This window comes from Mycolicibacterium sp. CBM1 (assembly GCF_054073305.1).
The window spans coordinates 12943-33717 of record NZ_JBSXPP010000029.1; the positions used below are offsets into that span (position 1 = coordinate 12943).

General features: G+C 66.5%; 20 protein-coding genes and 3 pseudogenes. 12 read left to right on the forward strand and 11 right to left on the reverse strand.

The annotated features are described in order from the left end of the window. Window positions 1-22 precede the first annotated feature (22 nt). On the forward strand, window positions 23-778 hold the full coding sequence (locus ACXDF8_RS25355) for a GAF and ANTAR domain-containing protein (RefSeq protein WP_457226043.1): 756 nt from the start codon (window positions 23-25) through the stop codon (window positions 776-778). A gap of 21 nt (window positions 779-799) precedes the next feature. On the opposite strand, the gene ACXDF8_RS25360 is transcribed toward ACXDF8_RS25355, so the two are convergent. After that, window positions 800-1255, reverse strand: a complete 456-nt coding sequence (locus ACXDF8_RS25360) for a DUF5709 domain-containing protein (protein ID WP_457226025.1) — start codon at window positions 1253-1255, stop codon at window positions 800-802. 131 nt (window positions 1256-1386) lie between these two features. On the opposite strand from ACXDF8_RS25360, the gene ACXDF8_RS25365 reads away from it, so the two are divergent. The 3 genes from ACXDF8_RS25365 to ACXDF8_RS25375 are packed head-to-tail and all read left to right on the forward strand — an operon-like array spanning window position 1387 to window position 3624. Further along, complete coding sequence (locus ACXDF8_RS25365; RefSeq protein ID WP_457226026.1) at window positions 1387-1872, forward strand: hypothetical protein; 486 nt, start codon at window positions 1387-1389, stop codon at window positions 1870-1872. After that, window positions 1869-2411 (forward strand): ferric reductase-like transmembrane domain-containing protein, encoded by a 543-nt coding sequence (locus ACXDF8_RS25370; RefSeq protein ID WP_457226027.1) that lies wholly within the window; start codon window positions 1869-1871, stop codon window positions 2409-2411. Before ACXDF8_RS25365 ends, ACXDF8_RS25370 begins: the two co-directional genes overlap by 4 nt. Next, on the forward strand, window positions 2404-3624 hold the full coding sequence (locus ACXDF8_RS25375; RefSeq protein ID WP_457226028.1) for an NADH-ubiquinone oxidoreductase-F iron-sulfur binding region domain-containing protein: 1221 nt from the start codon (window positions 2404-2406) through the stop codon (window positions 3622-3624). Before ACXDF8_RS25370 ends, ACXDF8_RS25375 begins: the two co-directional genes overlap by 8 nt. Before the next feature lie 196 nt (window positions 3625-3820). Here ACXDF8_RS25375 and ACXDF8_RS25380 read toward each other — a convergent pair whose 3' ends face one another. The 3 genes and pseudogenes from ACXDF8_RS25380 to ACXDF8_RS25390 all read right to left on the reverse strand — a co-directional run bounded on the left by ACXDF8_RS25380 (window position 3821) and on the right by ACXDF8_RS25390 (window position 6637). After that, window positions 3821-4621 carry a GAF and ANTAR domain-containing protein gene (locus tag ACXDF8_RS25380; protein ID WP_457226029.1) on the reverse strand — a complete coding sequence of 267 codons (801 nt, stop codon included), beginning with the start codon at window positions 4619-4621 and terminating at the stop codon, window positions 3821-3823. Window positions 4622-4719: 98 nt separating this feature from the next. After that, window positions 4720-6100, reverse strand: a pseudogene (locus tag ACXDF8_RS25385) (fatty acyl-AMP ligase); the annotation flags it as partial. Window positions 6101-6433: 333 nt separating this feature from the next. Further along, the gene (locus ACXDF8_RS25390; RefSeq protein WP_457226030.1) at window positions 6434-6637 is read right to left on the reverse strand and encodes a cold-shock protein; all 204 of its coding nucleotides are present in this window, start codon (window positions 6635-6637) and stop codon (window positions 6434-6436) included. Between the two features lie 294 nt (window positions 6638-6931). Here ACXDF8_RS25390 and ACXDF8_RS25395 point away from each other — a divergent pair, with 294 nt between their 5' ends. From ACXDF8_RS25395 to ACXDF8_RS25415, 5 genes are all read left to right on the forward strand, one after another. Then, a complete protein-coding gene (locus tag ACXDF8_RS25395; RefSeq protein ID WP_457226031.1) occupies window positions 6932-7729 on the forward strand; it encodes an ANTAR domain-containing protein in 798 nt (265 codons plus the stop codon). 259 nt (window positions 7730-7988) lie between these two features. Beyond that, complete coding sequence (locus ACXDF8_RS25400; RefSeq protein ID WP_457226032.1) at window positions 7989-9023, forward strand: glycosyltransferase; 1035 nt, start codon at window positions 7989-7991, stop codon at window positions 9021-9023. Window positions 9024-9061: 38 nt separating this feature from the next. Then, on the forward strand, window positions 9062-10039 hold the full coding sequence (locus ACXDF8_RS25405; protein WP_457226044.1) for a glycosyltransferase: 978 nt from the start codon (window positions 9062-9064) through the stop codon (window positions 10037-10039). Then, on the forward strand, window positions 10036-11514 hold the full coding sequence (locus ACXDF8_RS25410) for a glycoside hydrolase family 130 protein (RefSeq protein WP_457226033.1): 1479 nt from the start codon (window positions 10036-10038) through the stop codon (window positions 11512-11514). The genes ACXDF8_RS25405 and ACXDF8_RS25410 overlap by 4 nt, the downstream gene beginning before the upstream one ends. Window positions 11515-11739: 225 nt before the next feature. Continuing rightward, window positions 11740-12204 carry a DUF5994 family protein gene (locus ACXDF8_RS25415; protein ID WP_457226034.1) on the forward strand — a complete coding sequence of 155 codons (465 nt, stop codon included), beginning with the start codon at window positions 11740-11742 and terminating at the stop codon, window positions 12202-12204. An 18-nt stretch (window positions 12205-12222) separates the two neighbouring features. On the opposite strand, the gene ACXDF8_RS25420 is transcribed toward ACXDF8_RS25415, so the two are convergent. Next, the gene (locus ACXDF8_RS25420) at window positions 12223-13575 is read right to left on the reverse strand and encodes an MFS transporter (protein WP_457226035.1); all 1353 of its coding nucleotides are present in this window, start codon (window positions 13573-13575) and stop codon (window positions 12223-12225) included. 103 nt (window positions 13576-13678) lie between these two features. Next, window positions 13679-14842 (reverse strand): N(5)-(carboxyethyl)ornithine synthase, encoded by a 1164-nt coding sequence (locus tag ACXDF8_RS25425; protein ID WP_457226036.1) that lies wholly within the window; start codon window positions 14840-14842, stop codon window positions 13679-13681. Between the two features lie 318 nt (window positions 14843-15160). On the opposite strand from ACXDF8_RS25425, the gene ACXDF8_RS25430 reads away from it, so the two are divergent. Then, window positions 15161-15286 (forward strand): hypothetical protein, encoded by a 126-nt coding sequence (locus ACXDF8_RS25430; RefSeq protein ID WP_457226037.1) that lies wholly within the window; start codon window positions 15161-15163, stop codon window positions 15284-15286. 5 nt (window positions 15287-15291) lie between these two features. Then, window positions 15292-15789 carry a DUF5994 family protein gene (locus ACXDF8_RS25435; RefSeq protein WP_457226038.1) on the forward strand — a complete coding sequence of 166 codons (498 nt, stop codon included), beginning with the start codon at window positions 15292-15294 and terminating at the stop codon, window positions 15787-15789. A 60-nt stretch (window positions 15790-15849) separates the two neighbouring features. Here ACXDF8_RS25435 and ACXDF8_RS25440 read toward each other — a convergent pair whose 3' ends face one another. From ACXDF8_RS25440 to ACXDF8_RS25450, 3 genes and pseudogenes are all read right to left on the reverse strand, one after another. After that, window positions 15850-16053 carry a cold-shock protein gene (locus ACXDF8_RS25440; protein ID WP_457226039.1) on the reverse strand — a complete coding sequence of 68 codons (204 nt, stop codon included), beginning with the start codon at window positions 16051-16053 and terminating at the stop codon, window positions 15850-15852. A 75-nt stretch (window positions 16054-16128) separates the two neighbouring features. Continuing rightward, window positions 16129-17457 (reverse strand): DEAD/DEAH box helicase, encoded by a 1329-nt coding sequence (locus ACXDF8_RS25445; protein ID WP_457226040.1) that lies wholly within the window; start codon window positions 17455-17457, stop codon window positions 16129-16131. 398 nt (window positions 17458-17855) lie between these two features. Next, window positions 17856-18581 (reverse strand): annotated as a pseudogene (locus tag ACXDF8_RS25450) (class I SAM-dependent methyltransferase). 127 nt (window positions 18582-18708) lie between these two features. On the opposite strand from ACXDF8_RS25450, the gene ACXDF8_RS25455 reads away from it, so the two are divergent. Beyond that, window positions 18709-19251 carry a class I SAM-dependent methyltransferase gene (locus tag ACXDF8_RS25455; protein WP_457226041.1) on the forward strand — a complete coding sequence of 181 codons (543 nt, stop codon included), beginning with the start codon at window positions 18709-18711 and terminating at the stop codon, window positions 19249-19251. A 4-nt stretch (window positions 19252-19255) separates the two neighbouring features. Here ACXDF8_RS25455 and ACXDF8_RS25460 read toward each other — a convergent pair. Next, window positions 19256-19831: pseudogene (locus tag ACXDF8_RS25460) on the reverse strand (NYN domain-containing protein); the annotation flags it as partial. After that, window positions 19828-20725 (reverse strand): IS5 family transposase gene (locus ACXDF8_RS25465; RefSeq protein WP_457225575.1). Its coding sequence is split into 2 segments (ribosomal slippage): window positions 19828-20386 and window positions 20385-20725, totalling 900 coding nucleotides; the frame shifts between segments, so codons are not numbered across the junction. The pseudogene ACXDF8_RS25460 and the gene ACXDF8_RS25465, both read right to left, overlap by 4 nt. Window positions 20726-20775: the final 50 nt, after the last annotated feature.

Below are 20775 nucleotides of genomic sequence, written 5' to 3' on the forward strand. Positions count from 1 at the left end.
CCAGGCGAGGAGGCAAGCCATGGTGAGCAACGACTCCCGGGAGACCCAAGTACTCAGCGCCGTGGTGTCGTTGGTCGACAGCCTGCTCGACGACTTCGACGTCGTCGAGCTGCTGACCGAACTGACCGAACGCTGCGCGGAACTGCTGGACATCGCGGCGGCGGGGTTCCTGCTCGCCGACCCGCTGCAGCGCCTGCACCTGCTGGCCGCCACCACCGAGCGGACCCGCGCACTCGAATTGTTCCAGTTACAGGCCGAAGAGGGACCGTGCATCGAGTGCTTCCGCACCGCAGAGCCGGTCCTGATCCCCGATATCGGGGCCGAGCTTCACCGGTGGCCGCGGTTCGTGCCGGCCGCGGTCGACGCAGGCTTCGCTGCGGTGCACGCGGTGCCGATGCGGGCGGCCGGCAGCGTCCTCGGCGCGCTCGGCTTGTTCGACACCCGGCCGGGAGAACTCTCGGAGGCAGATCGGCTGGTCGGTCAGACGCTGGCCCACGTCGCCTGCGTCGCGGTGTTACAGGAAAGGCCGCCAACTGCCGCCACGGTGGTCTCGCCGCTGCGGTCGGCGCTGGCCGGCCGAGTCCAGGTCGAGCAGGCAAAAGGTTTCCTCAGCGAGATGCTCGGCGTCTCGGTGAACGAGGCGTTCGGACTGTTGCGCACCTACAGCCGGACGCGCGGAGAACACCTCACGGACGTGGCGAGGCGGCTGATGCGGGACCGCCATTCCCGGCCGGAAATGGTCCGGGCCATGAGGGAATTGGCCCACGACCCGCACTGAGCTTCTAGCCCACGGCTGGATCTACTCGTCGTCGCTGATGACGTGCATAGCGGCTTCTTCCGCCGAGGCAGCGCCGCCGTCGATGCCGACATCGGTGGCGAACGCCTCGGCGTCGTCGTCGCCGCCGAACCCCGCGTCCGGTGCTACCAGCCGGCCCGAGCGTGCCCGCCCGACCTCGTCGTCCTCGGGGAATTCCGTTTCACCCTCGGCGTCGTCGGAGCGCTCCTGTTCGAGCTCGTCGAGCACGTTGCCCAGCCGCGACACCGGATCGGGCTCTTCTTCGGCCAACAACTCGTCGAGAGTCTCCGGCCCGGGATGATCCAGGTTCGTGCGGGCATACGGCCGCTCCGGTGGCGAGATGCCCTCGTCGAGGATGTCGTCGACGCCCCGATCGAGCAGGGTGTCCTCCTGCTGGAGTTGATTGTCGTCTTCGACGCTGTAGTCGCCGGTGTCGGCGGTGTCATCCCAGGTGCTCACCGTTCAAGAATGTCACGGCATCCCCGCTGGGTGGCGGAGTCTTTGGTCATCACGGTTCCCGCCGATGGTGCCTAACCTGCTCCCAGTCGGTTCTTTGAGGTCATAAAGAATCGGCCGTCACGATCGACGGCATGGAATCACCCCGTTCCGGATTTCGCCGTGCCGCCCTGGCCTCGTGGGCGCTGGCCGGGTTAGGCGTCGCCGGGGTCGCCGGCGCCTCCACCCTCGCGTATGGCGACACCGTCAAACCCGTCCACGCCGACATCCCGGCGGTCGACACCGCGGCCACCGAGGCCGTGGTGAACGTGCCAGCCGCCCCGCCCGTCGTCGAGCCGCCGCCGGCTCCCGAGACGCCGGTATCGGAGGTGCCCCCGCCCGCACCGACACCCGAACCGGCCCCGGTGCAGACGCAGCCGCAGCCGCCGACCTACACCCCGACGTACACGCCGACCTACACCCCGAAGCCGACGGTGCAGCAGCAGACCCCCGCGGCCCCTCCGACGACGAACGCGCAGCCGGCTTTCCCGATCCGCCAGAGTCACGTACCGCTCGGTGGCGGCGGCACGACCGGCGGCAACAATTTCTCTCCGCACGTCACCATCTCCCGCGGGTCATGACGAGCGAGGCGTTGTGGGCCCTCGGCCGCGGCAACGGCATTGTGGCGCTGGCCTTCATGACGGTGTCGGTTGCACTCGGCATCGCCACCCGGTCGGGGCGCCCCCTGCTGGCACTGCCGCGGTTCGCGGTGTCCGATGTCCACCGCTTCGTCGCACTGGCCGCCACGCTGCTCGTGGCGTTGCATGTCGGGCTGCTGTTCCTGGACCCGTACGCCAAACTCACGCTGATCGACATCGTCGTGCCGTTCCTCGGCGCCTACCGGCCACTGTGGCAAGGCCTGGGCACGGTTGCCGTTGACGTACTGATCGTCGTAGTCGTCACCGGGTTGCTGCGCAGGCGCCTGGGTCCCCGCGTGTTCCGCGTCGTGCACTGGGCGACCTACGCGTTGTGGCCCATCTCGATGGCACATGCGCTGGGCAATGGCACCGACACCGGCCGCGTCTGGTTCCTGGCCTTCGCCGGGTGCTGCGCTGTTGTGGTCGCGATCGTGTTGGTGTGGCGGCTGCGCGCCGATTTCCGCGAGTACGCCGATGCCTAACGTCACCCGACTACTCGCCGCCCGCGGTCCAGCGCTGGCCGAGCACCGGCAACAGTTAGGACCACTGCCGGACGTCACTGGCCCGCAACTCGTTTCCGCGTTGACCGAGGCCGGTTTGTCGGGCCGCGGCGGCGCGGGCTTTCCCACCGGGCGCAAGATGGCCGCGGTGACCGGAGCCAAGCCGGTTGTAGTCGGCAACGGCGCGGAAGGAGAACCGCTGAGCCGCAAAGACGCTCTGCTGCTCAACCGGGCGCCACATCTGGTGCTCGACGGACTCGACATCGCCGCGACTGCAATTGAGGCCGATGCGGTCTACCTCTACGTGCATGCCGACGCCATCGAGGCGGCGCACACCGCCCTCAACGAGCGCCGCTCGGCCGGATGGGGCCGGCACGCCGTGGTCGTGGTCGAAGCGCCCGACATGTTCGTGGCGGGGGAGGAGTCCGCGGCGATTCGCCACATCGAAGGCGGCCCAGCACTGCCGCGCGACCGCGTGGTGCCGACCGCTGTTCGTGGCGTGCGGGGGCGACCAACCCTGGTCAACAATGTCGAGACACTCGCGCACGTCGCGTTGATCGCCCGGTTCGGTCCGCGGTGGTTCCGCGAGGTGGGCGATCGCGACGATCCGGGCACCATGCTGATCACTCTCTCCGGTGCTGTGGAGAACCAAGGTGTCCTCGAGGTTCCCACCGGCACGGCCCTGACCGACCGGCTCGACCCGTATGCGGTGTCGGCGGTACTGGTCGGTGGCTATCACGGAAGTTGGCTTCCAGCAGCGGCTTTGCGTGACATTCGGCTTTCCCGTGCGGGCCTGAAGGAACTCGGGGCCACGCCCGGTGCCGGCATCGTACATGCGCTGGGCCGGGCCGAATGCGGCCTCGCTCGGACCGCCGAGATCGCCCAGTATCTGGCCGACCAAAGTGCCCGCCAGTGCGGACCGTGCCGCAACGGCTTGCCGAGGCTGGCGGAGTTGCTCGACCAGCTGGCGCACGGCCGTGCCAGTGATCCGTTGGTAAAAGAGATCCGCCGGATCGTCCGCCTGGTCGACGGCCGCGGCTCCTGCCGACACCCCGACGGGACAGCACGGCTGGTTCGTAGCGCGCTGACCACGTTCGCCCCCGACATTGAGCATCACCGCCGGGGTGGTTGCACGGCCGGAGCGCAGGCTGACTTGGATTCACCGCGGCGGCAGGCGACCCCAACGGCCAGGTAACAATCAAAAATTCACCTTGACGGACTAGGGTCAACTTAAGCGCGGATCTTGGAGCAGGTTGCGTTTGTCATCCGCTGCTAGATGGCCGTCGGAGCGCAACTGTGGTGTTGAACAGTCAGCATCAGACTGGCCGCCGTCGACCGCCTGTGCACACCAACGCAGCGGGCTTTCCCAAGGCGCCAGACCGGCACATTTCTCAAGATTGACCACGCCGTACCCGCGCCCGCCGCGCCGCTTCTTCGACCAGCTGCTCGGCCACCACGTGGAGCTTGATGTTCTGTTGCTGGCTGAGTTCGGTGAGCCGGTGGAACGCCTCTTCCGCAGTGCCCCCGGAACGGCTGCGGATGATGCCGATCGCCTGGTCGATGACTGCACGGCTGGTCAAGGCATGTTGCAGGCGCTCCGTCTGCTCATGGGCCTTGGCCAGCAGCTGTGCGTTGTACACCGACACCGCCGCGGATCCGGCGAACTGCGCACCCAGTCGCACGGCATGCTCGCCGAACGCGTCGCGGCGGTACGCGTAGGCGTTGATCGCGCCGATCACATGATCGCCGATGATCAGCGGCAGCGACAGCGCCGAGTGCACACCCATCCTGGCCACCCGCCCGCCGAAGTGCGGCCAGCGGCTGTCGCTGCCCAGTGACCCACTGACCGCTGGACGGCGGGACTCCATACACGTCAGGCAGGGGCCTTCGTTGAACTCGCGATACTGCACGGCGTCGATGTCGTCGACCAGACAGCTGGTGGCGGCCCAGGTGCGCACTATCGAGTCGTCGTCGATCAGGGCCACACCGGCGCTGTCGACGCCGGGCAGTGCGTGAGTCGCGAATTCCGCCACGTCGCGCAACAGTTCGGACACTGATTTGGCGCCTGCCACGATTCCGGCGACGCCCCGCAGACCCGCGGACAGATCGAGTTTGTCCGCGTCTCGTTGCGAGGCGGACAGCTCTGCCGGTTCTGGCGGTGTGCGACCGGGCTGTGCGTCGTAATCGGTCATTTCTGCTAGGAATTTACCCGCGAACGGGCGCCGTCAGTCAGGTTACGAGCGCGAGTGCATGCGCTCGGCGCAACTTCCCCGAGGGGGTCTTGGGGATCATGCCCGGCGTCGATACGGACCGCGACAGCGCGGCCGGGCCGCACCCCGGGGACCCTTGCCGCCGCCCGTTCGATGTCGGTGGGGTAGATGTTGCGGCCCGCCACGATGATGACGTCCTTGACCCGTCCGCACACCACGACGTCGCCGGCCTCGGTGAGGTAACCAAGGTCGCCGGTGTCGTACCAGCCTTGATCATCCTGAGCTGCAACGAATCCCGCCACAGTCATGTATCCGGTTGTCACCGGTTCGCCGCGCACTTGGAGCACGCCGACGCCGCGGGCGGCAACAGTGCACCGTCGTCGTCGACGACCCGTGCCTCCATCCCGTCGAGCACCCGGCCCAGCGTTGCCAGACGGTGCGTCTTGCCCTTCGTGGTCGGAACCGCACCGCGAGCAGATCGGCGTCGACCTCGTCGACCGAAAGGCCTCTACCGAACGCGGTGAACGAAACCGCCACGGTCGTTTCCGCCATACCGTAGGCAGGGACCACCGCCTCGGGCCGCAGCCCGAATGGCCGGCCGGCGGCGATGAGGTACTCGACATCGGCCGGTTCCACCTGCTCGGCGCCCGACAGCGCCCACCGTAGGGAGGACAGGTCGAACTGACTGGGATTCGCTTGGCCGCGAAGCCGTTTCGCGAAAAGCGTGTAGGCAAAGTTCGGGGCGGCGGTCATGGTGCCGCGATACTTGTCGATCAGCTTGGCCCACAGCAGTGTGCCGCGCATGAAATCCATCGGGGTGGCCTTGATCAAATCGATCCCGAAATACATTGGCACCGTGTGAAACCCCGTCATACTCATGTCATGGAAGAGCGGCAGCCAGCACACGATCACGTCTTCGTCGGTGTCGACCTGAGCGCCGACGAACATCGCCTCGGCATTGGAGACGATGTTGCGGTGAGTGATCTGCACGGCTTTGGGCGACCCGGTCGACCCGTAGGTCAATTGGAGTAGTGCCACGTCGCCCTCCCCGGTGCGGACCGGGTCGGTCGGGCGGCTGTCGAAGAGCTGCTCGAATGTCCGCACCTGGATACCCAGCTCCGTGAGGAGTGGTGCGGTGGGCATGAAGGGATCCGAGACCACCACGGCTGCGGCGTCGATCATCTCGATGACGCTGGTGGTCTCCTGCGCCTAGCGCCGCAGATCGGTACGCAAAGTAGGCTGGTGCACCATCGTCAGACTGGCTCCGCCCATCCAGATCGCCTGCGCGGTAGGGGAGATCTCCACCGGCGCCCCGGCGAGCACCGCGACCGCGTCACCCGGACCGTCGCCGGCCACGGCCAGACCCCCGGCGATCCGCCGGGCTCGTTCGTGCACTTCGCGCCACGTATGGCGGATCGGCGCGGTCGGCTCTCCGGTGACCCGGGCCTTCGGCTCAGTCACGAAAGCACGTCGCCGCCAGTTATGAAGGGGCCGTTGGTCACCCGCACTCCAAGCGGGTGGTCGCTTCGAGCGTACTCCGCAAGAGCGGGGGAACAGCGGTTCGACGATTAGTGCCCCGACAATGGGTGCAGTGCGCCAAGGGGTGATGGAACGTCCGGGCAACCGGGCTCCCGAGCCGATACGAATGGAGATCGCCGAAAACTGTCGGCTACGTCGGCTGAACGGCCGACCGGTGGGGAATCAGATCGCCACCGTCACGTATCCGAAGGCTGGGGCATCAACCGGCAATGAGCTTACCGCGCGAATCGCGCCGGCAAAAGACCTTTGCCCGCGTCAGACGGGCCGGACATTGGTAGCCTGTGGCCCCTTTGCGCCCTGGCCGACCTCGTACTGCACTTTCTGGTTCTCCTCCAGCGACTTGAACCCACCCCCGGTGATGCCGCTGAAGTGTACGAAAACGTCCTCCGTGCCGTCATCGGGCGCGATGAAGCCGAAGCCCTTGTCGTTGTTGAACCATTTCACAGTGCCCTGTGCCATTTCTGGTGCTTCTCTCGTCAAATGAAGGATGAAGCAAACATCCTGGCGGCGAGCGTAGCACGCGCACGGGTGCAGACCGGCGGTGCCTCAGTGCCGACCCGATCAAGGTTGTCGGCGAAAAAGCTTGCTGTGCAATGGATCATTTACCTCCCTTCCCGGTCAGTACCGTCTCGGCCTGGATCACGGCATCCCGCGGTTCGACTGGCGTACCGTCAAGGTGTCCGAGCGTCGCGCGACGCGGGTGGGACCGACATCCGCGCTTGGGTACGAGAGGGTGGGACTGCCGTGGCAGCGATGGCGAAATCCCCTCACAACGAGGACGAATCGCCGCCTTCCGGAGACGTGGCCGCCGGTGTCAATGTCAAGGCGGCGATTGACGATCTAGCCGGCCTGGTCGCAGGTAGCCGTCCGCTGGCGGCGGTGCTCGGCGAGGTAGCTGCCTTCGCCGCGCGCGCGATTCCCGGTGCCGACGGCGTCGGTGTGGCCCTGCTCAACATCGACGCGGTGGACGAGATGGTGGACTCCATTGCGGTCAGCGCCCCGTTCGTCGGTGACATCGACCGCATTCAGTACACCGTTCTGCGGGAAGGGCCGTGCATCACCGCGGCGTCGCAGCGGCGCACTGTGCGCTCCGGGTCGCTCGGCGGCGAGAAACTGTGGCCGCGATTCGGGCCACGCGTGGGCCGGTTGGGGGTGCACAGCGTGCTCGCGCTGCCCATGCTCGTCGACGATCAGGTGATCGGCGCGATCAGTGCCTACGCGTTCGGGAAGTCCGTCTTTGGCCAGGACGCCGCCGAGATCGGCGAACTGTTCGCCAAACCGGCCGCCGTCGCCGTGTACAACGCCAGAATCCTGGCACGTGCACTCGCGTTGGCTGACCGTCTGCAAGAGGCGTTGGCGACCCGGCCCATCATCGATCAGGCGGTTGGTCTGATCCGCGGACGTACCGGCCGCAGTGCCGACGATGCGCTGGGTTACCTGAGGTCGGCGAGCCAGGCCGAACAACGCAAGCTGGTCGACGTCGCCCAACGCGTCGTCGACGAAGCCGTGAGTCGTGCTCGCGCCCGCACAGCAGCAGGACCTGGGGTGTAACCTGGAGTGTGTTGGTAATCCAGCCAGTCCGGGATGAGTCAGCTGTCCGCCGCTGATCTCGCCGAGCATCCGCTCCTGCCGGGCACGCCGGTGACGACCGCCAGGCGGGATCACCTTGACTTCTCTATCCATTTCTTCACGTCCGCTGTTTCCCTTTGGCGTACAACAGCTTTCCACGCCGACGACCATCAGCATCCTGACTACCTACCCGCCAACGCGTTGTGGACTCGCAACTTTCAGCTCCGCGCTCGCCGATGCGATGGAGACTGCTGGTGCGGCAGTCAACGTGGTACGGATCGGCGACGGCACGAGCACTGACGATCCGCGCGTCGTCGGCGAGGTGACCAACGGTGCGCCATCGTCGGTCGCGGCGGCCGCGGAACTGTTGAACCAGAGCGATGTCGCCGTCATCCAACACGAGTACGGCATCTACGGTGGTGTCGACGGCGCGGATGTTCTCGATATCGTCGACGCGCTACGGATCCCCTCGATCGTCGTGTTGCACACCGTCGTCAAAGAACCAACGGCCCACCAACGTTTAGTGCTGGAATCCCTGGCCGCAGCGGCCAGCCAGGTCGTCGTCATGTCGACGGCCGCCAAGGACCGCTTGAAAGCCGGCTATCGGGTGGACAGCCGCAAAGTCAGCACGATTGCCCACGGCGCCGTCGTCACCCCCGCGGTACAGGTCTCCCGTCGCGGACGACCGACTATCTTGACGTGGGGTCTGCTGGGGCCCGGCAAGGGCATCGAGCGGGTCATCGACGCAATGGCGGCGCTGCGGGATCTGCCCGGCCGGCCCCGGTATCTGGTGGCCGGCGGCACCCACCCCAAGGTGCTGGCCGCAGAGGGCGAGGCGTACCGCGAATCGCTTCAAGCACTGGTTCGCCGTCATCGCCTGGTCGACTCGGTGAGCTTCGCACCCGGCTACCTCGACGGCGTGTCCCTGCGCGCCGCTGTGCAGTCCGCCGCAGTCATCGTGTTGCCCTACGACTCCACCGATCAGGTCACCTCAGGTGTGCTCGTCGAAGCGGTCGCCAACGGCCGCCCGGTGGTCGCTACCGCGTTTCCGCACGCCGTCGAGATGCTCGGTGGTGGGGTGGGAATCGTGGTCGACCATGACGATCCGGACGCGATGACCGCCGCGCTGCGCCAAGTCCTCACCCAACCACGATTGGCCGGAGCTATGGCCGCCGAGGCACGTGCGAGCGCTCCGCAGCTGGCCTGGCCCCTAGTGGCACGGACCTATCTGGCCCTCGCGCGCCGGCTGTGCACCGAGCGTTCGGCACTGGTGTGAGCGCCGCGCCTGCCCCGATCTTCGATCACCTGATCCATATGACCGACCACCGCGGCACCTTCGAGCATGCGCTGTTGGCCGAACCCCGTCCCGAACACGGGTACTGCACCGACGACATGGCCAGAGTGCTCGTGGTCGCCACCCGTCAACCCAACCCCGACGGTGACCTCAATCGCCTGGCGGGCATCGCCGTACGCTTCCTCGGCGATGCGCAGGCCCTCACCGGAGCATGTCGGAACCGCATGGACACCAAGGGCAAGTGGACGGACAAGCCCAGCGTGGACGACTGCTGGGGAAGGTGCGTCTGGGGTTTGGGCACCGCGGTGGCGCGCAGCGAAGTAACGTGGGTGCGCAAGATGGCCCTCGTTCAGTTCGAGAGGGCTACTCAGGCCCGCTCGCCGTGGCCCCGCGCCACGGCGTATTCGGTGCTCGGCGCGGCCGAGGTCCTCACCTTCGATGCCGACCACACCGGCGCGCGCAAGCTGATCACTGAGTACGCGATGTCGCTTCCGACAGCTGACAGCGAGGCGGACTGGCCCTGGCCGGAGCCCAAGCTGACCTACGCCAACGCGGTACTGCCCGAGGCGATGATCGCTGCGGGCATTGCGCTGGAGGCGCCGAAACTGTGGCGTCGCGGACTCGATCTGCTGGCCTGGCTGCTGGAATCGGAGTCGGCCGCAGGTCACCTGTCGCCGACTCCGGTCGCCGGACGGGGTCCCGGTGACCCGCGGCCAGCGTTCGACCAGCAGCCCGTCGAAGTGGCCACGCTGGCCGACGCATGTGCCCGCGCCGCCGGTGTCGACGCCGCCGCGTCGTGGCCGGACGGAATCCGAGCGGCCGCCGCCTGGTTCGAGGGACTCAACGACGCCGGTCAGGTGATGTGGGACCCCGCGACGGGAGGCGGGTTCGACGGACTGCATGCCAGCGGGGTCAACCCCAACCAGGGCGCGGAGTCGACTCTGGCCGTGCTCTCGACGCTGCAACACGCCCGCCGAATATCGTTGCTGCAGAGATGACTTCGCTGGAAACTCCGCTCGTCACGATCAGCCCGTACCGCCTGCGCGCCGACTCCTCCCGGGTGGTCACCCAGCTCTTCGTCCCCGGACAGGAGAGCTTCGATCACCACCAGTCACGAGCCGGCATAGTGCTGGCCCGCATCCTGGCGATGGCCGAAGACGAGGTGTTGGCGTCGCTGGACGACGTCATCACCCGATTCGACGGCCGGCACCGCGGACTCGCCGGAACCTTTCGCCGCCACGCGGCGGAACTCGCCGACCGTCTCCGGCCCGGGGTTCGCTTGTCGGATGCGCGAACCCTGTTGCTCGGCGCGACATTCACCAGCGAATACGCCATCGAAGGCGCGGCGCTGTGCAACCCCAGCATCGTGGCTCACCCCGACCAGGCCGGCGTCGGTCCCGGTGAGCTGAGGTTTGTGCTCAGTGTCCGCGGCATCGGGGAGGGACACCGCTCCTCAATCGGATTCCGCACCGGCACGGTCGACTCGACCGGCAATCCCACCATCGACGATCCGGTCATTCTGGCCACGACCGGGCGCACCGCGCGAATCACTCTCGATGCGGCCGTCTTCCGCGTCGCGCTGGCCGGGATCGACGACACCGAGGAGGTGGCCGCCTACGTCCTGGATCCACTCGGCGAACACTTCACGAGGGCCGAACTCGATCATCAACTCGGCCGACTGCAGGCCCATCTGAGCACCCGTGGACCCACGCAGTGGGTGATCGACCAGATCCGTGCCATTGCCGAGCGCATGTATGCGGTCGAATTCCCCTGCCAGGTTCCGCTTTCCGAGCGTGTTCTGTGGCCGTCGACACCAGCAGAGCGGGCCGGGATGGAAGACGCCCGATTCGTCCGCTTCGTCGATGACGACGGCACGGTCACCTTTTACGCGTCCTACACCGCCTACAGCGGCTCGCACGTCAGCCAGCAGTTGCTCGCGACGAAGGATTTTCGGTCCTTCACCTCCACGCCGATGGTCGGGCGCGCCGCGGCGAACAAAGGCCTGGCGCTGTTCCCCCGTCGCATCGGCGGTCGTTACACGGCGTTGTCGCGGGCCGACCGCGAATCCAACGCCATCACCGTCTCCGACCGCCCCAACGTCTGGACCGACGCCCGAGCCTGCCAGCAACCGGTGGAGTCATGGGAGGTGCTGCAGCTGGGCAACTGCGGTGCCCCGATCGAAACCGACGTAGGCTGGCTGGTTCTCACTCATGGTGTCGGTCCGATGCGGACCTACCGCATCGGCGCGATCCTGCTCGACTTGGACGATCCGACGAGGATCATCGGTCGGCTGCGGGAGCCTCTGCTCAGCCCTTCTACCGACGAGCAGAACGGATACGTACCGAACGTCGTGTACTCGTGCGGGGCGCTCGTGCACGCCGGCACGCTGGTCTTGCCGTACGGGATCGGCGATGCCGCGATCGGCTTCGCCACGACGCCGCTGGCCGATTTGCTCGCGATATTGGCCCGCTGACCGAGGATCCAACCGCCCGCTACGGGTGGTGCCCGGAGTGTAGGCTCGGAAGCGGTCCATTCGCATTGGCGGTGCGTGATAGATCCTTCACCCGATCCTGCTCATGCGAGGCCCGCGAATGACAGTCCTTCCCGTTTCCCCCCAGCTTCACCAGCCGGCATTGACGTCCGCAACGCCGTGATGAACGGACTGCAGGGAGCGCGCCGCTCCGCGAGCCCCGTCCGGGTGACCTTGAACGCGGTGCTGGGCGGCGAGATCGACGGCGCCTGGTGGCCGCATACGAGTGCGTTGGCGCGTGAGTTGCCCGAGCTGATCGAGGCGCTGCATCCGGTGCTGGGCGAGGTCGTCGACATGAAACTGAACTGGACGGCGGCTACCCGCCCGCCGGCCCTGACGCCGCTGTCCGCCGGCTCGATGTCGATGCTGGGCTGGAACGACCGGCGCGTGCGTCTGATGCTGATCGCCGGCCGGACGGCGTGCGCCAGGCTCCTGGTGGTACCGAACTCGGCGAAGGTGTCGTTGGCTCGGACGGTGTCACGGCTGGCCGCGTCGATGCCCGTCGGCGTCGTCGAACTGGACAGCCCGGTGCTCGACACCGCCAACTGCGTCATCAGTGCCGCCAAAGCCGAGAGTTGCTTGTGGACAGCTAGTTTCGCTGACGCTGGAGACGCGGACTCTCCGGGTCGCTGACGAAACTGGCCGCCCCGGTCAGGACGCCGCTTTCCCGATGGACAGCCGCGGCAACGTCGTCAGGCAGGGCGCGTTTGCCTTGAGGGCGCTCAACGACCGCCCGGCTGTCTCGGTCAGCATGAGCACGCTGACCAGACTCAGCACCGTGAACCCGGCCATCATGGCGGTGATCGCCCAGCTGCCGAATCCCGAGAGCAGCATCGGTGAGAGGACCGGGGGCAGCGCGCCGCCGAGGATCCCGCCGACGTTGTAGGACAGCCCGGCGCCGGTGTAGCGGTACCGGGTTGCGAAGATCTCCGGGATGAAGGCGGCCAACGGTCCCATCATGACCCCGATGATGGCGTAGGTGCCGATGATGGCCAGCGCGTAACGGGCCGGATCGCCCGACTGGATCAGCGGGAACAGCACCAGCGTCCACGGCAGTGCCAACGCCGAACCCAGAGCAAGAATGCGTCGCCGGCCATAGGTGTCGCTGAGCGTGGCCGAAGCGGCGACCGTCACCAGACTGGCCAGACCGCCTAGCACTCCGACGAGCAGGATCAAGTCCTCGTTGTAGTGCAGATGGGTTGCGGCGTAATTCGGGAAGTACGTGCCCACCTGGAAGGCGAGCATGAACATGCCGACTACCGCGCCGGCGGCGAGGACCACTTCACGACCCTGATGGCGCATGGCTTCCGCAATCGGAACACCGGCCTGTCCCTCGGCCGCGGTCTCGGCGAAGACCGGGCTCTCCCCGACGTGCAGCCGGATATACAGTGCGACGGCCAGCAGCACCGCGCTGAGCAGGAAGGGAATGCGCCAACCCCATTGCAGGAAGGCCGAACTGGCTTCACCGAAGGCGCCGTGCACGCCCAGGAACACCAGGTTGCCCAAGACCAGTGCGGTGCCCAGGCCCAGCTGGGTGAACATGCAGTAGTAGCCGCGCCGGGCGTGGGGAGCACGCTCGGCGCTCATCAGCGCCGCACCCGCCCACTCGCCACCGACGGCGAAGCCCTGCAGCACCCGCATGGTGACCAACAACAGTGGCGCGGCCACCCCGATGGTGTCGGTGCTCGGGATGAGGCCGACACCGATGCTCGATGCGCCCATGATGACCAAGGTGACGACCAGGGCGTTCTTGCGGCCGATGCGGTCACCGTAGTGGCCGAAGACCGCAGCGCCGACCGGGCGGGCCAGGAATGCGGCCGCGAACGTGCCCAGCGACGCGATGGTCGCCATCAACGGGCTCAGCCGCGGGAAGAACACCACAGGAAACACCAGCGCCGCGGCGGTTCCGTAGATGAAGAAGTCGTAGAACTCGATCGCCGAGCCGACGTAGCTGGCGAGTGCGACCCGGCGCATGGTGGCTGGGGTTCCCTGCTGTGTTTGCATGCAGCAATCGTCGTGGGTGACCGACGTCACGGGTATCCACCGGCCGGTCGAGCCTGTGGGGGAAGCGACTGTCCTCCGATTGGTGGACTGCGCGCCGGCAGGCCTAGTCCGACACGGTGTGCGGGTAGGCGTCCTGGCGATGCTGGAACGACACGATGGTGGGATTGAGTATCACGCCGTCGCGGATCTCAATGGCATGCGAGATCGTCGGGCTGGCGTCCCACGCCGAGGGGCCGCCCAAGACCGTGGCGATGTGCGGCAGCAGGCCCTCGCTGATCTCCCACGTCGCCGAGTTCCACAGGTAGGACGGGCTGTGGTCGACCGCGTAGTACTGCACACCGGATCCCACCTCGATGACCGGGTGGGTGAACGAGGTCGGCCGCGCCCAGCTGAACCCCATCCCGGTGTCACAGGAGACATCGACGATCAGACTGCCGCGGGTGAAGGCGTCGAGTTCGTCTTCGGTCACGAACACCAGCGGAGCCTCGGGGTCCTGCAGCACGCAGTTGACGACGATGTCGTTGCCGGCCAGGAACTCGGCCACGGCGACCTGACCGTCGGGGGTGTCCGCCCAGGTGCGGTCCGGCTGGTCCGGATCCTGGCGCATCTTGAGGATCTGGGTGGAGTGGATGGGTGAGGCGACGGCGGCGACGTCCCGGTTGGTGAGCACTCGCACGTCGTCGACGCCGTGCGCATTGAGCGCGGTGACCGCGCCGCGAGCAGTCGCGCCGAACCCGATCACCGCGGCCCGCAGCCGCCGGCCGTAACTGCCGGTGATGCCGGCCAGCTGCATTGCGTGCAACACCGAGCAGTAACCCGCCAGCTCGTTGTTCTTGTGGAATACATGCAGGGCAAAGGAACCGTCGGAGTTCCAATGGTTCATGGCCTCGAAGGCGATCATCGTCAACCGGCGATCGATGGCGGCCTGGGTCAACGGAGTGTCCTGCACGCAATGCGGCCAGCCCCAAACCACTTGGCCGGTCTCCATCTCCGCGAGGTCTTCGGCCTGGACCTTGGGCAGCAGGACGACGTCACACTCGGCGATCAGTTGCTCGCGCGGCATGATCCCGGCAACCAGGCCGGCCAAGGCGTCGTCAGTGGCGCCGAAATGCTCGCCGTAGCCGTGTTCGAGGAATATCCGGGAACGCAGCTCGTCATCGATCCTGTCGAAATGATCGGGGTGCACAGGCAGACGCCGCTCGTTCTGCTTGCGGGAACGAGTGAAGATACCTAACGAAAGGTGTTGCCCGTCAGCGCTTCTTGACATGCAATAGGGCCTCCGTCTGAGAGGTCTCGTCGGCTTTGCCGCGTTTGGCGGCGCGCTTCTCTTTGAGAGACTTGCCGGTCTTCTTCGTCATGGTCTGACGGGGGGACTTATCGGACATCGCTGGCTACTTTGGTAAGGCCGGCCCTGATGGGTCCGCTGCGTCGAACCTTACGCCTTATGGCCCGCCGCCGGCCCATCTCGATCCGCGAGGCGCGCGGCGAATCGGCCCAATACCCGGTGTAATGTCCAATACGGTCCGTTCGCAGTATCTTTTGTCACCGTCCACGGATCTTGACTGCCGATTCGACAGGACCCGCAATGGAGCACTCCGACCTGTTTTCCGAGCCCGCAGAAGTGGCGCAGGCCGTGTACGAGAAGCAGCCCGGGCCGGTTGCCCACCCGATTTTCTCCGATCACGACAAGCCTGCCGCGGCGTCGTCGTGAACGGCATGCGCAGCGCGCGCCGCACAGCCAGTCCGGTCCGGCTCACCCTGAACTCGATGCTGGGCGGTGACATAGACGGCGCCTGGTGGCCGCACACCGGCTCACTGGCCGCCGAACTTCCCGAACTCATCGACTCACTGCACGCGCAGCTGGGCGAGATCGTCGACATCAACCTGAACTGGTCGCCGACTATGGGCGCGCCGATCCTGCAGACCCATTCCTCGGCTGCAGTGCGCGATCTGCGCTGGAACGACAGTCGTCAGCGCATCATGGTCGTCGTCGGCAAAGTGGCCTGCGCCCGGCTGCTGGTGATTCCGCACCTGACCTCGCCGGCGCTCGCCCGAATGGTCCTGCGCTGTGCGGCGGCGATGGCGGTCCCCGCCGACGAGCGCGACAAGCCTGAGTTCACCGCCGCCGAGCGGGTGATGCGGGCCGCGGAAGCGCAGAGCGCCTCGTCAGCGGCGCGGGCATTGGCGACGCCTGCCGATTCCGCTAAGTCCTGACCAAACGCCAAAGGCTGGCACGGCGTTGCCGTACCAGCCTTTGGGTGGTTTGAGGTTCGATCAGACCGCGGAGACCTGAGTCGCCTGCGGGCCCTTGGGGCCCTGTCCGATTTCGAACTGAACACGCTGGTTCTCCTCGAGCGAACGGAAGCCGTTGCCCTGGATTTCCGAGTAATGGACGAACAGATCCTGATCGCCACTGTCGGGTGCGATGAAGCCGAAGCCCTTTTCGCCGTTGAACCACTTCACAGTTCCCTGTGCCATTCGCCTTACTTCTTTCTTTAAAGGTGGATGCCGAAACATCCGGTGCTCGTCCCGGCGGGCTCGCCGAAACGAAATCTAGTTGGCGCCAACCGCCGAACGCGGTCGACGCGAGCGGCGCCTGCCACCACCCTGACCGGCTTGGCCGGCATGGTTGGACTGGCCACCGCTGCGGGGACGCCGCGGTGCGGAGGTGCGCTGTGCCGGTGCGGCGGGGGCCACGACGGCCGGAGCCTGGTAGGGAGCGACCTCACCGACCAGCGCCTGCACCGATTCCGAATCTGCCGACACCTGTTCGGGTTTCGCGGAGATGCCGGCTTTGCGCAGGAGCGCCTGGGTGTCGCGGCGCTGCTCGGGGAGCACCACTGTCACGACATCGCCGGCCCGCCCGGCCCGCGCGGTGCGCCCGGAGCGGTGCAGGTATGCCTTGTGTTCGGCTGGCGGGTCGATGTGGACGACGAGTTCGACGTCGTCGACGTGCACGCCGCGGGCCGCGATGTCGGTGGCGACCAGCACGCGCGCCGTGCCGGCGGCGAAGGCCGCCAGGTTGCGGTCACGCGCCGGCTGAGACAGGTTGCCGTGCAGGTCGACCGACGGGATACCCGCCTCGGTCAACTGCTTGGCCAGCTTGCGGGCGTGATGCTTGGTGCGCAAGAACAGGATTCGGCGTCCGGTGCCGGAGGCCAGCGTATGCACGAGATCCTTCTTGGCGTCCACGCCGGAGACGTGGAACACATGATGGGTCATCGCATCCACCGGAGAGGTGTCGGAATCCACCGCGTGCGATACCTGGTCGCGCAGGAACCGCTTGACCAGCTTGTCGACGCCGTTGTCTAGCGTCGCGGAGAACAGCAGCCGCTGCCCGCCGGCGGGGGTGGCGGCCAGGATGCGGGTGACACCGGGTAGGAAGCCCAGGTCGGCCATGTGGTCGGCCTCGTCGATCACGGTGATTTGAACCGCGTCGAGGGTGATCAGCTTCTGTCGCATCAGATCTTCGAGACGACCGGGGCAGGCCACCACGATGTCGACACCGGACTGCAGCGCCTTGACCTGGCGGTTCTGCGGTACGCCACCGAAGATGGTGGTGACGCGCAACCCCGAGACGTCGGCCAGGGGTTGCAGCGCGGCGGTGATCTGGGTGGCCAGCTCACGAGTCGGCGCCAACACCAGACCGGTCGGCCGCGAGGGCCGGCGCGTAGCTCCGGACAGGCGGCTGACCAGGGGAATTGAGAATGCCAGTGTCTTGCCGCTGCCGGTCTTCCCGCGGCCCAAGACGTCGCGGCCGGCCAGGGTGTCGGGCAGGGTCGAAATCTGGATCGGGAACGGATCGGTGATGCCGCCGTCGGTGAGTGCGCGCACCAGTGGTGCGGGCACGCCGAGAGTGGCAAAGGTTGTTTCGGTGTGCATCGTGCCTTTCAGGCATCAGGAAAGTGGCGAGATTGCCGGGGGGCAAAATCGATCGCCGCGAGACTGTGTGCTTCGGGGGCACAAATCATCTGAACTCAGCTCGAAAGCCGGTGAAGTGAAGGTGTTCCACGACGTGCTGGCGGCATTGTGGTGACGTCAGCGTTGACATCATCATAGCAGTAAGTCGCCGTCCGCATAGTTTGACCCGGGCCGGGGTGTCCGTCGCGTCACAGGGGCAACCGAAGGATGTCGATCGGGGATGGCACCTTTACGGACCCGGGGACGGACTTGCCGACGTGGTGGTCGACCGCCCGCGTCCGGGCGACTACCGCTATGCCGTCAGCAACTCCTTCGGCATAGGCGGCTGCGGCGTTGCGCTGGTCTTCGGCGCCGCGTGACTATCGCTTGGCGAGGGTGAACTGGCCGACCTCGGAAACGCCACGGCGAAAGAAGTCCGAGTAGCCTCCAGCCGCTGCGACCAGATGTCGAGGGTCCGGACATAATGCGTAGTCAGGTAATCGAGCTGTTCCACCGCGAAGGCGGCCCGCTCGGAGTATTCGACGACGTCTTCGTCGCATGGCACCGCCCCGCCCGGGAAGATTTCCTTGGCGATGAACCGCATGAACTGCAGTACTGTCCGCCCGTCATCAGGCATGACCCGATGGCACGTCTCGAACAACGCCGCGTAACGGTCCTTGGGAAGCGCCTCGAACTCCTCGCGGCCGCGCAGCTGTTTTTGCCGAGAGCGGTCTGTATCGACGGCGTCGAGAACCTCTTGACCCAGTGCGCATTGGTTACGAATTAGTTTGAGCCCCAACGTGTTCACGTCGAATCTTTGCGTGGCAGCGCTTCATGGCTGAGTCAATCGCATCCGATGTCGAGGAGCGTCATACCGGGTCGTAGGCTCAGTTTGCCAAGTGCCATATCGATTTTCGCCAGCTGTGCGTCCTTCAGCGACATGTCTTCACGCTCAAAGAAGGCACAGCTGTAGGTCCGCGTCGGATCTTGAAACAGGCCGAAGAAGTCGGGTCGGAGATTTCGTAGCGGAACTGGACTTGCTTCTTGTCCGAGCCGCGGGTTTGTGTGGCTGACTTCGGCAGCCACTCGGACTCGGCCTTGGGCATCGATGCGCTTGATGGGTTCGGCACTATCCGTCCTCAGAGCACGGGTATTGGCCGCGCGCTGGTTACCCAACGATCCGGCTCCCCAATCCCGGGCGGGAGGCCCGAATGGGGCGGCTAACGTGAGGGTGTGGTCGACACGGACGGGGTCCACTGGGACGAGCGGTACCGCGCTCGCACGACTCCAGTCGCCGGACCGCCTGAGGTCTTCGCCCACTACGTCGACGTCTTCCCGAGCACCGGGCACGCGTTGGACCTGGCCTGCGGAGCCGGTGCGGCCTCGGTGTGGCTGGCCGGGCGCGGTTTGACGGTGGTGGGTGTCGACGCCTCGGCCGTGGCTGTCGCGCAGGCGCGCGAGCTGGCCGAGAGAATCGGCGTGGCTACGCGATGCCGGTTCGAGGTGCGCGACCTCGACGAGGGTCTGCCGCCAGGCGAGGCGGCCGACGTCATCGTGTGCCACCGCTACCGCGACCCGCGGCTGTATTCGGCGATCGTCGGCCGGCTCGCGCCCGGAGGTCTGTTGGCGATCAGTGTGCTCAGTGAGGTCGGTGCGGAGCCCGGCCGCTATCGCGCCGGCGCCGGTGAGCTCGCGGGCGCCTTCGCCGACCTCCAGACGGTGGCCTGTGGTGAGGGTGACGGGCAGGCGTGGCTGCTGGCACGGGCAGGGGAGTAGCGGGCTAGCGCAGTTTGACCATCCGGGTCGTCGAGCTCTCGTCGAGTTCTACGACGTCGGCTCGAGATCGCAGGAAGTCGCTGAACGACTTGAACCCCAAAGACTTTTCGGAGAACGACGGGTCCATGCGCTTCATCTGTGCCTTGACCGCGGAGTTGTGCAGCCACTCGACGTCATCCTTCTCCAGTCCGATCTGCAGCGCGCGCTTCAACAGCGCGGTGGCCCCGCTCTGCGGGTCGGGAGGTTCGGGTTCGGTGGACTTCGTCCGGCGCGTGCGTTCGGCCGGTTCCGGGACGCTCGGTGGCTCGAATGCCGGCACGCCGGGCAGCGCGTCGTAGATGACGAAGTCGTCGCACGCCGCGGCTAGCGAGCGGCTCGACGAGCCGGCTACCCCAATGCCCACGACGTACCGGCCCAGACGTTTGCAGCGCTGTGCCAGCGGGATGTAGTCGGAGTCGCCGGCGACGATCACCACATGTGTCAGGTCCGGGAGGCGGAACATGTCCTCGACGGCATCGACGGCCAGCCGGATGTCCGCGGCGTTCTTGCCGTAGGCGGCGGCAGGGAAGAGCTGCACTAGGGCGTGTCTAACAAATGTGGCAGCCAGAGGGTGATGGCTCGTAGAACGGCGCCGCCGCGGTAGACGAGGGCGAGTTTGTCATAGCGGGTGGCCAGTCCGCGCCATTGCTTAGTGGTGTTGAAGCCACGCTCAATCACGTTGCGGCTCTTGTAGTCCGCGGCGTCGAAAGCCGGCGGTCGTCCGCCGCGTGAACCTCTACGTTCGCGGTGGGCGATCTGATCGGAGGGTTGGGGAATCACCGCGGTGATCCCACGCCGGCGCAGCTCAGCACGAATAGCCCGGCTGGAATAGGCCTTATCGGCGCGCACGCGACTCGGCCGGGTGCGGGGTCGCCCCCGGCCAGGCCGATCCACACGCAGATGGGCCAGCAAATGCTCAAAAACGGGGGCGTCGTTGGCCTGACCCGGCGAGACCAGCACCACCAGCGGCCGTCCGCCACCATCGACAAGGTGATGAATCTTGCTGGTCAAGCCACCCCGAGAACGGCCAATCCCGTGGTCAGGCGGCTCGATGCCCGGATTCGTGTAATTCGACCCAGCCCCCTGTGTCACGCGTGACGTTCGTGGCATGTTGATGCGCACGAGCGATCGTGGAATCCACCGCCACCGCCCAATCGATGACCCCCGCCTGCTCAGCAGTAGCCAGCAACCGAGCCAACACCGCATCCCAGGTGCCATCAGCACTCATCCGCCGATGCCAACACCAGATCGTCTGCCACGGCCCGAACACCTCGGGCACATCACGCCAGGCAATCCCACACCGGTACCGGTAGATGATCCCCTCCACCATTTGGCGGGCATCCCGAAAAGGCCTGCCCTTCTTACCCGTACGCACCGGCAACAGCCCGGCGATCAACTCCCACTGCGAATCGGAAAGCAACTGGAAACGGGACATGCCCTAAGCCTCAAGCACAAAACCCGAAACATTTGTTAGACACGCCCTAG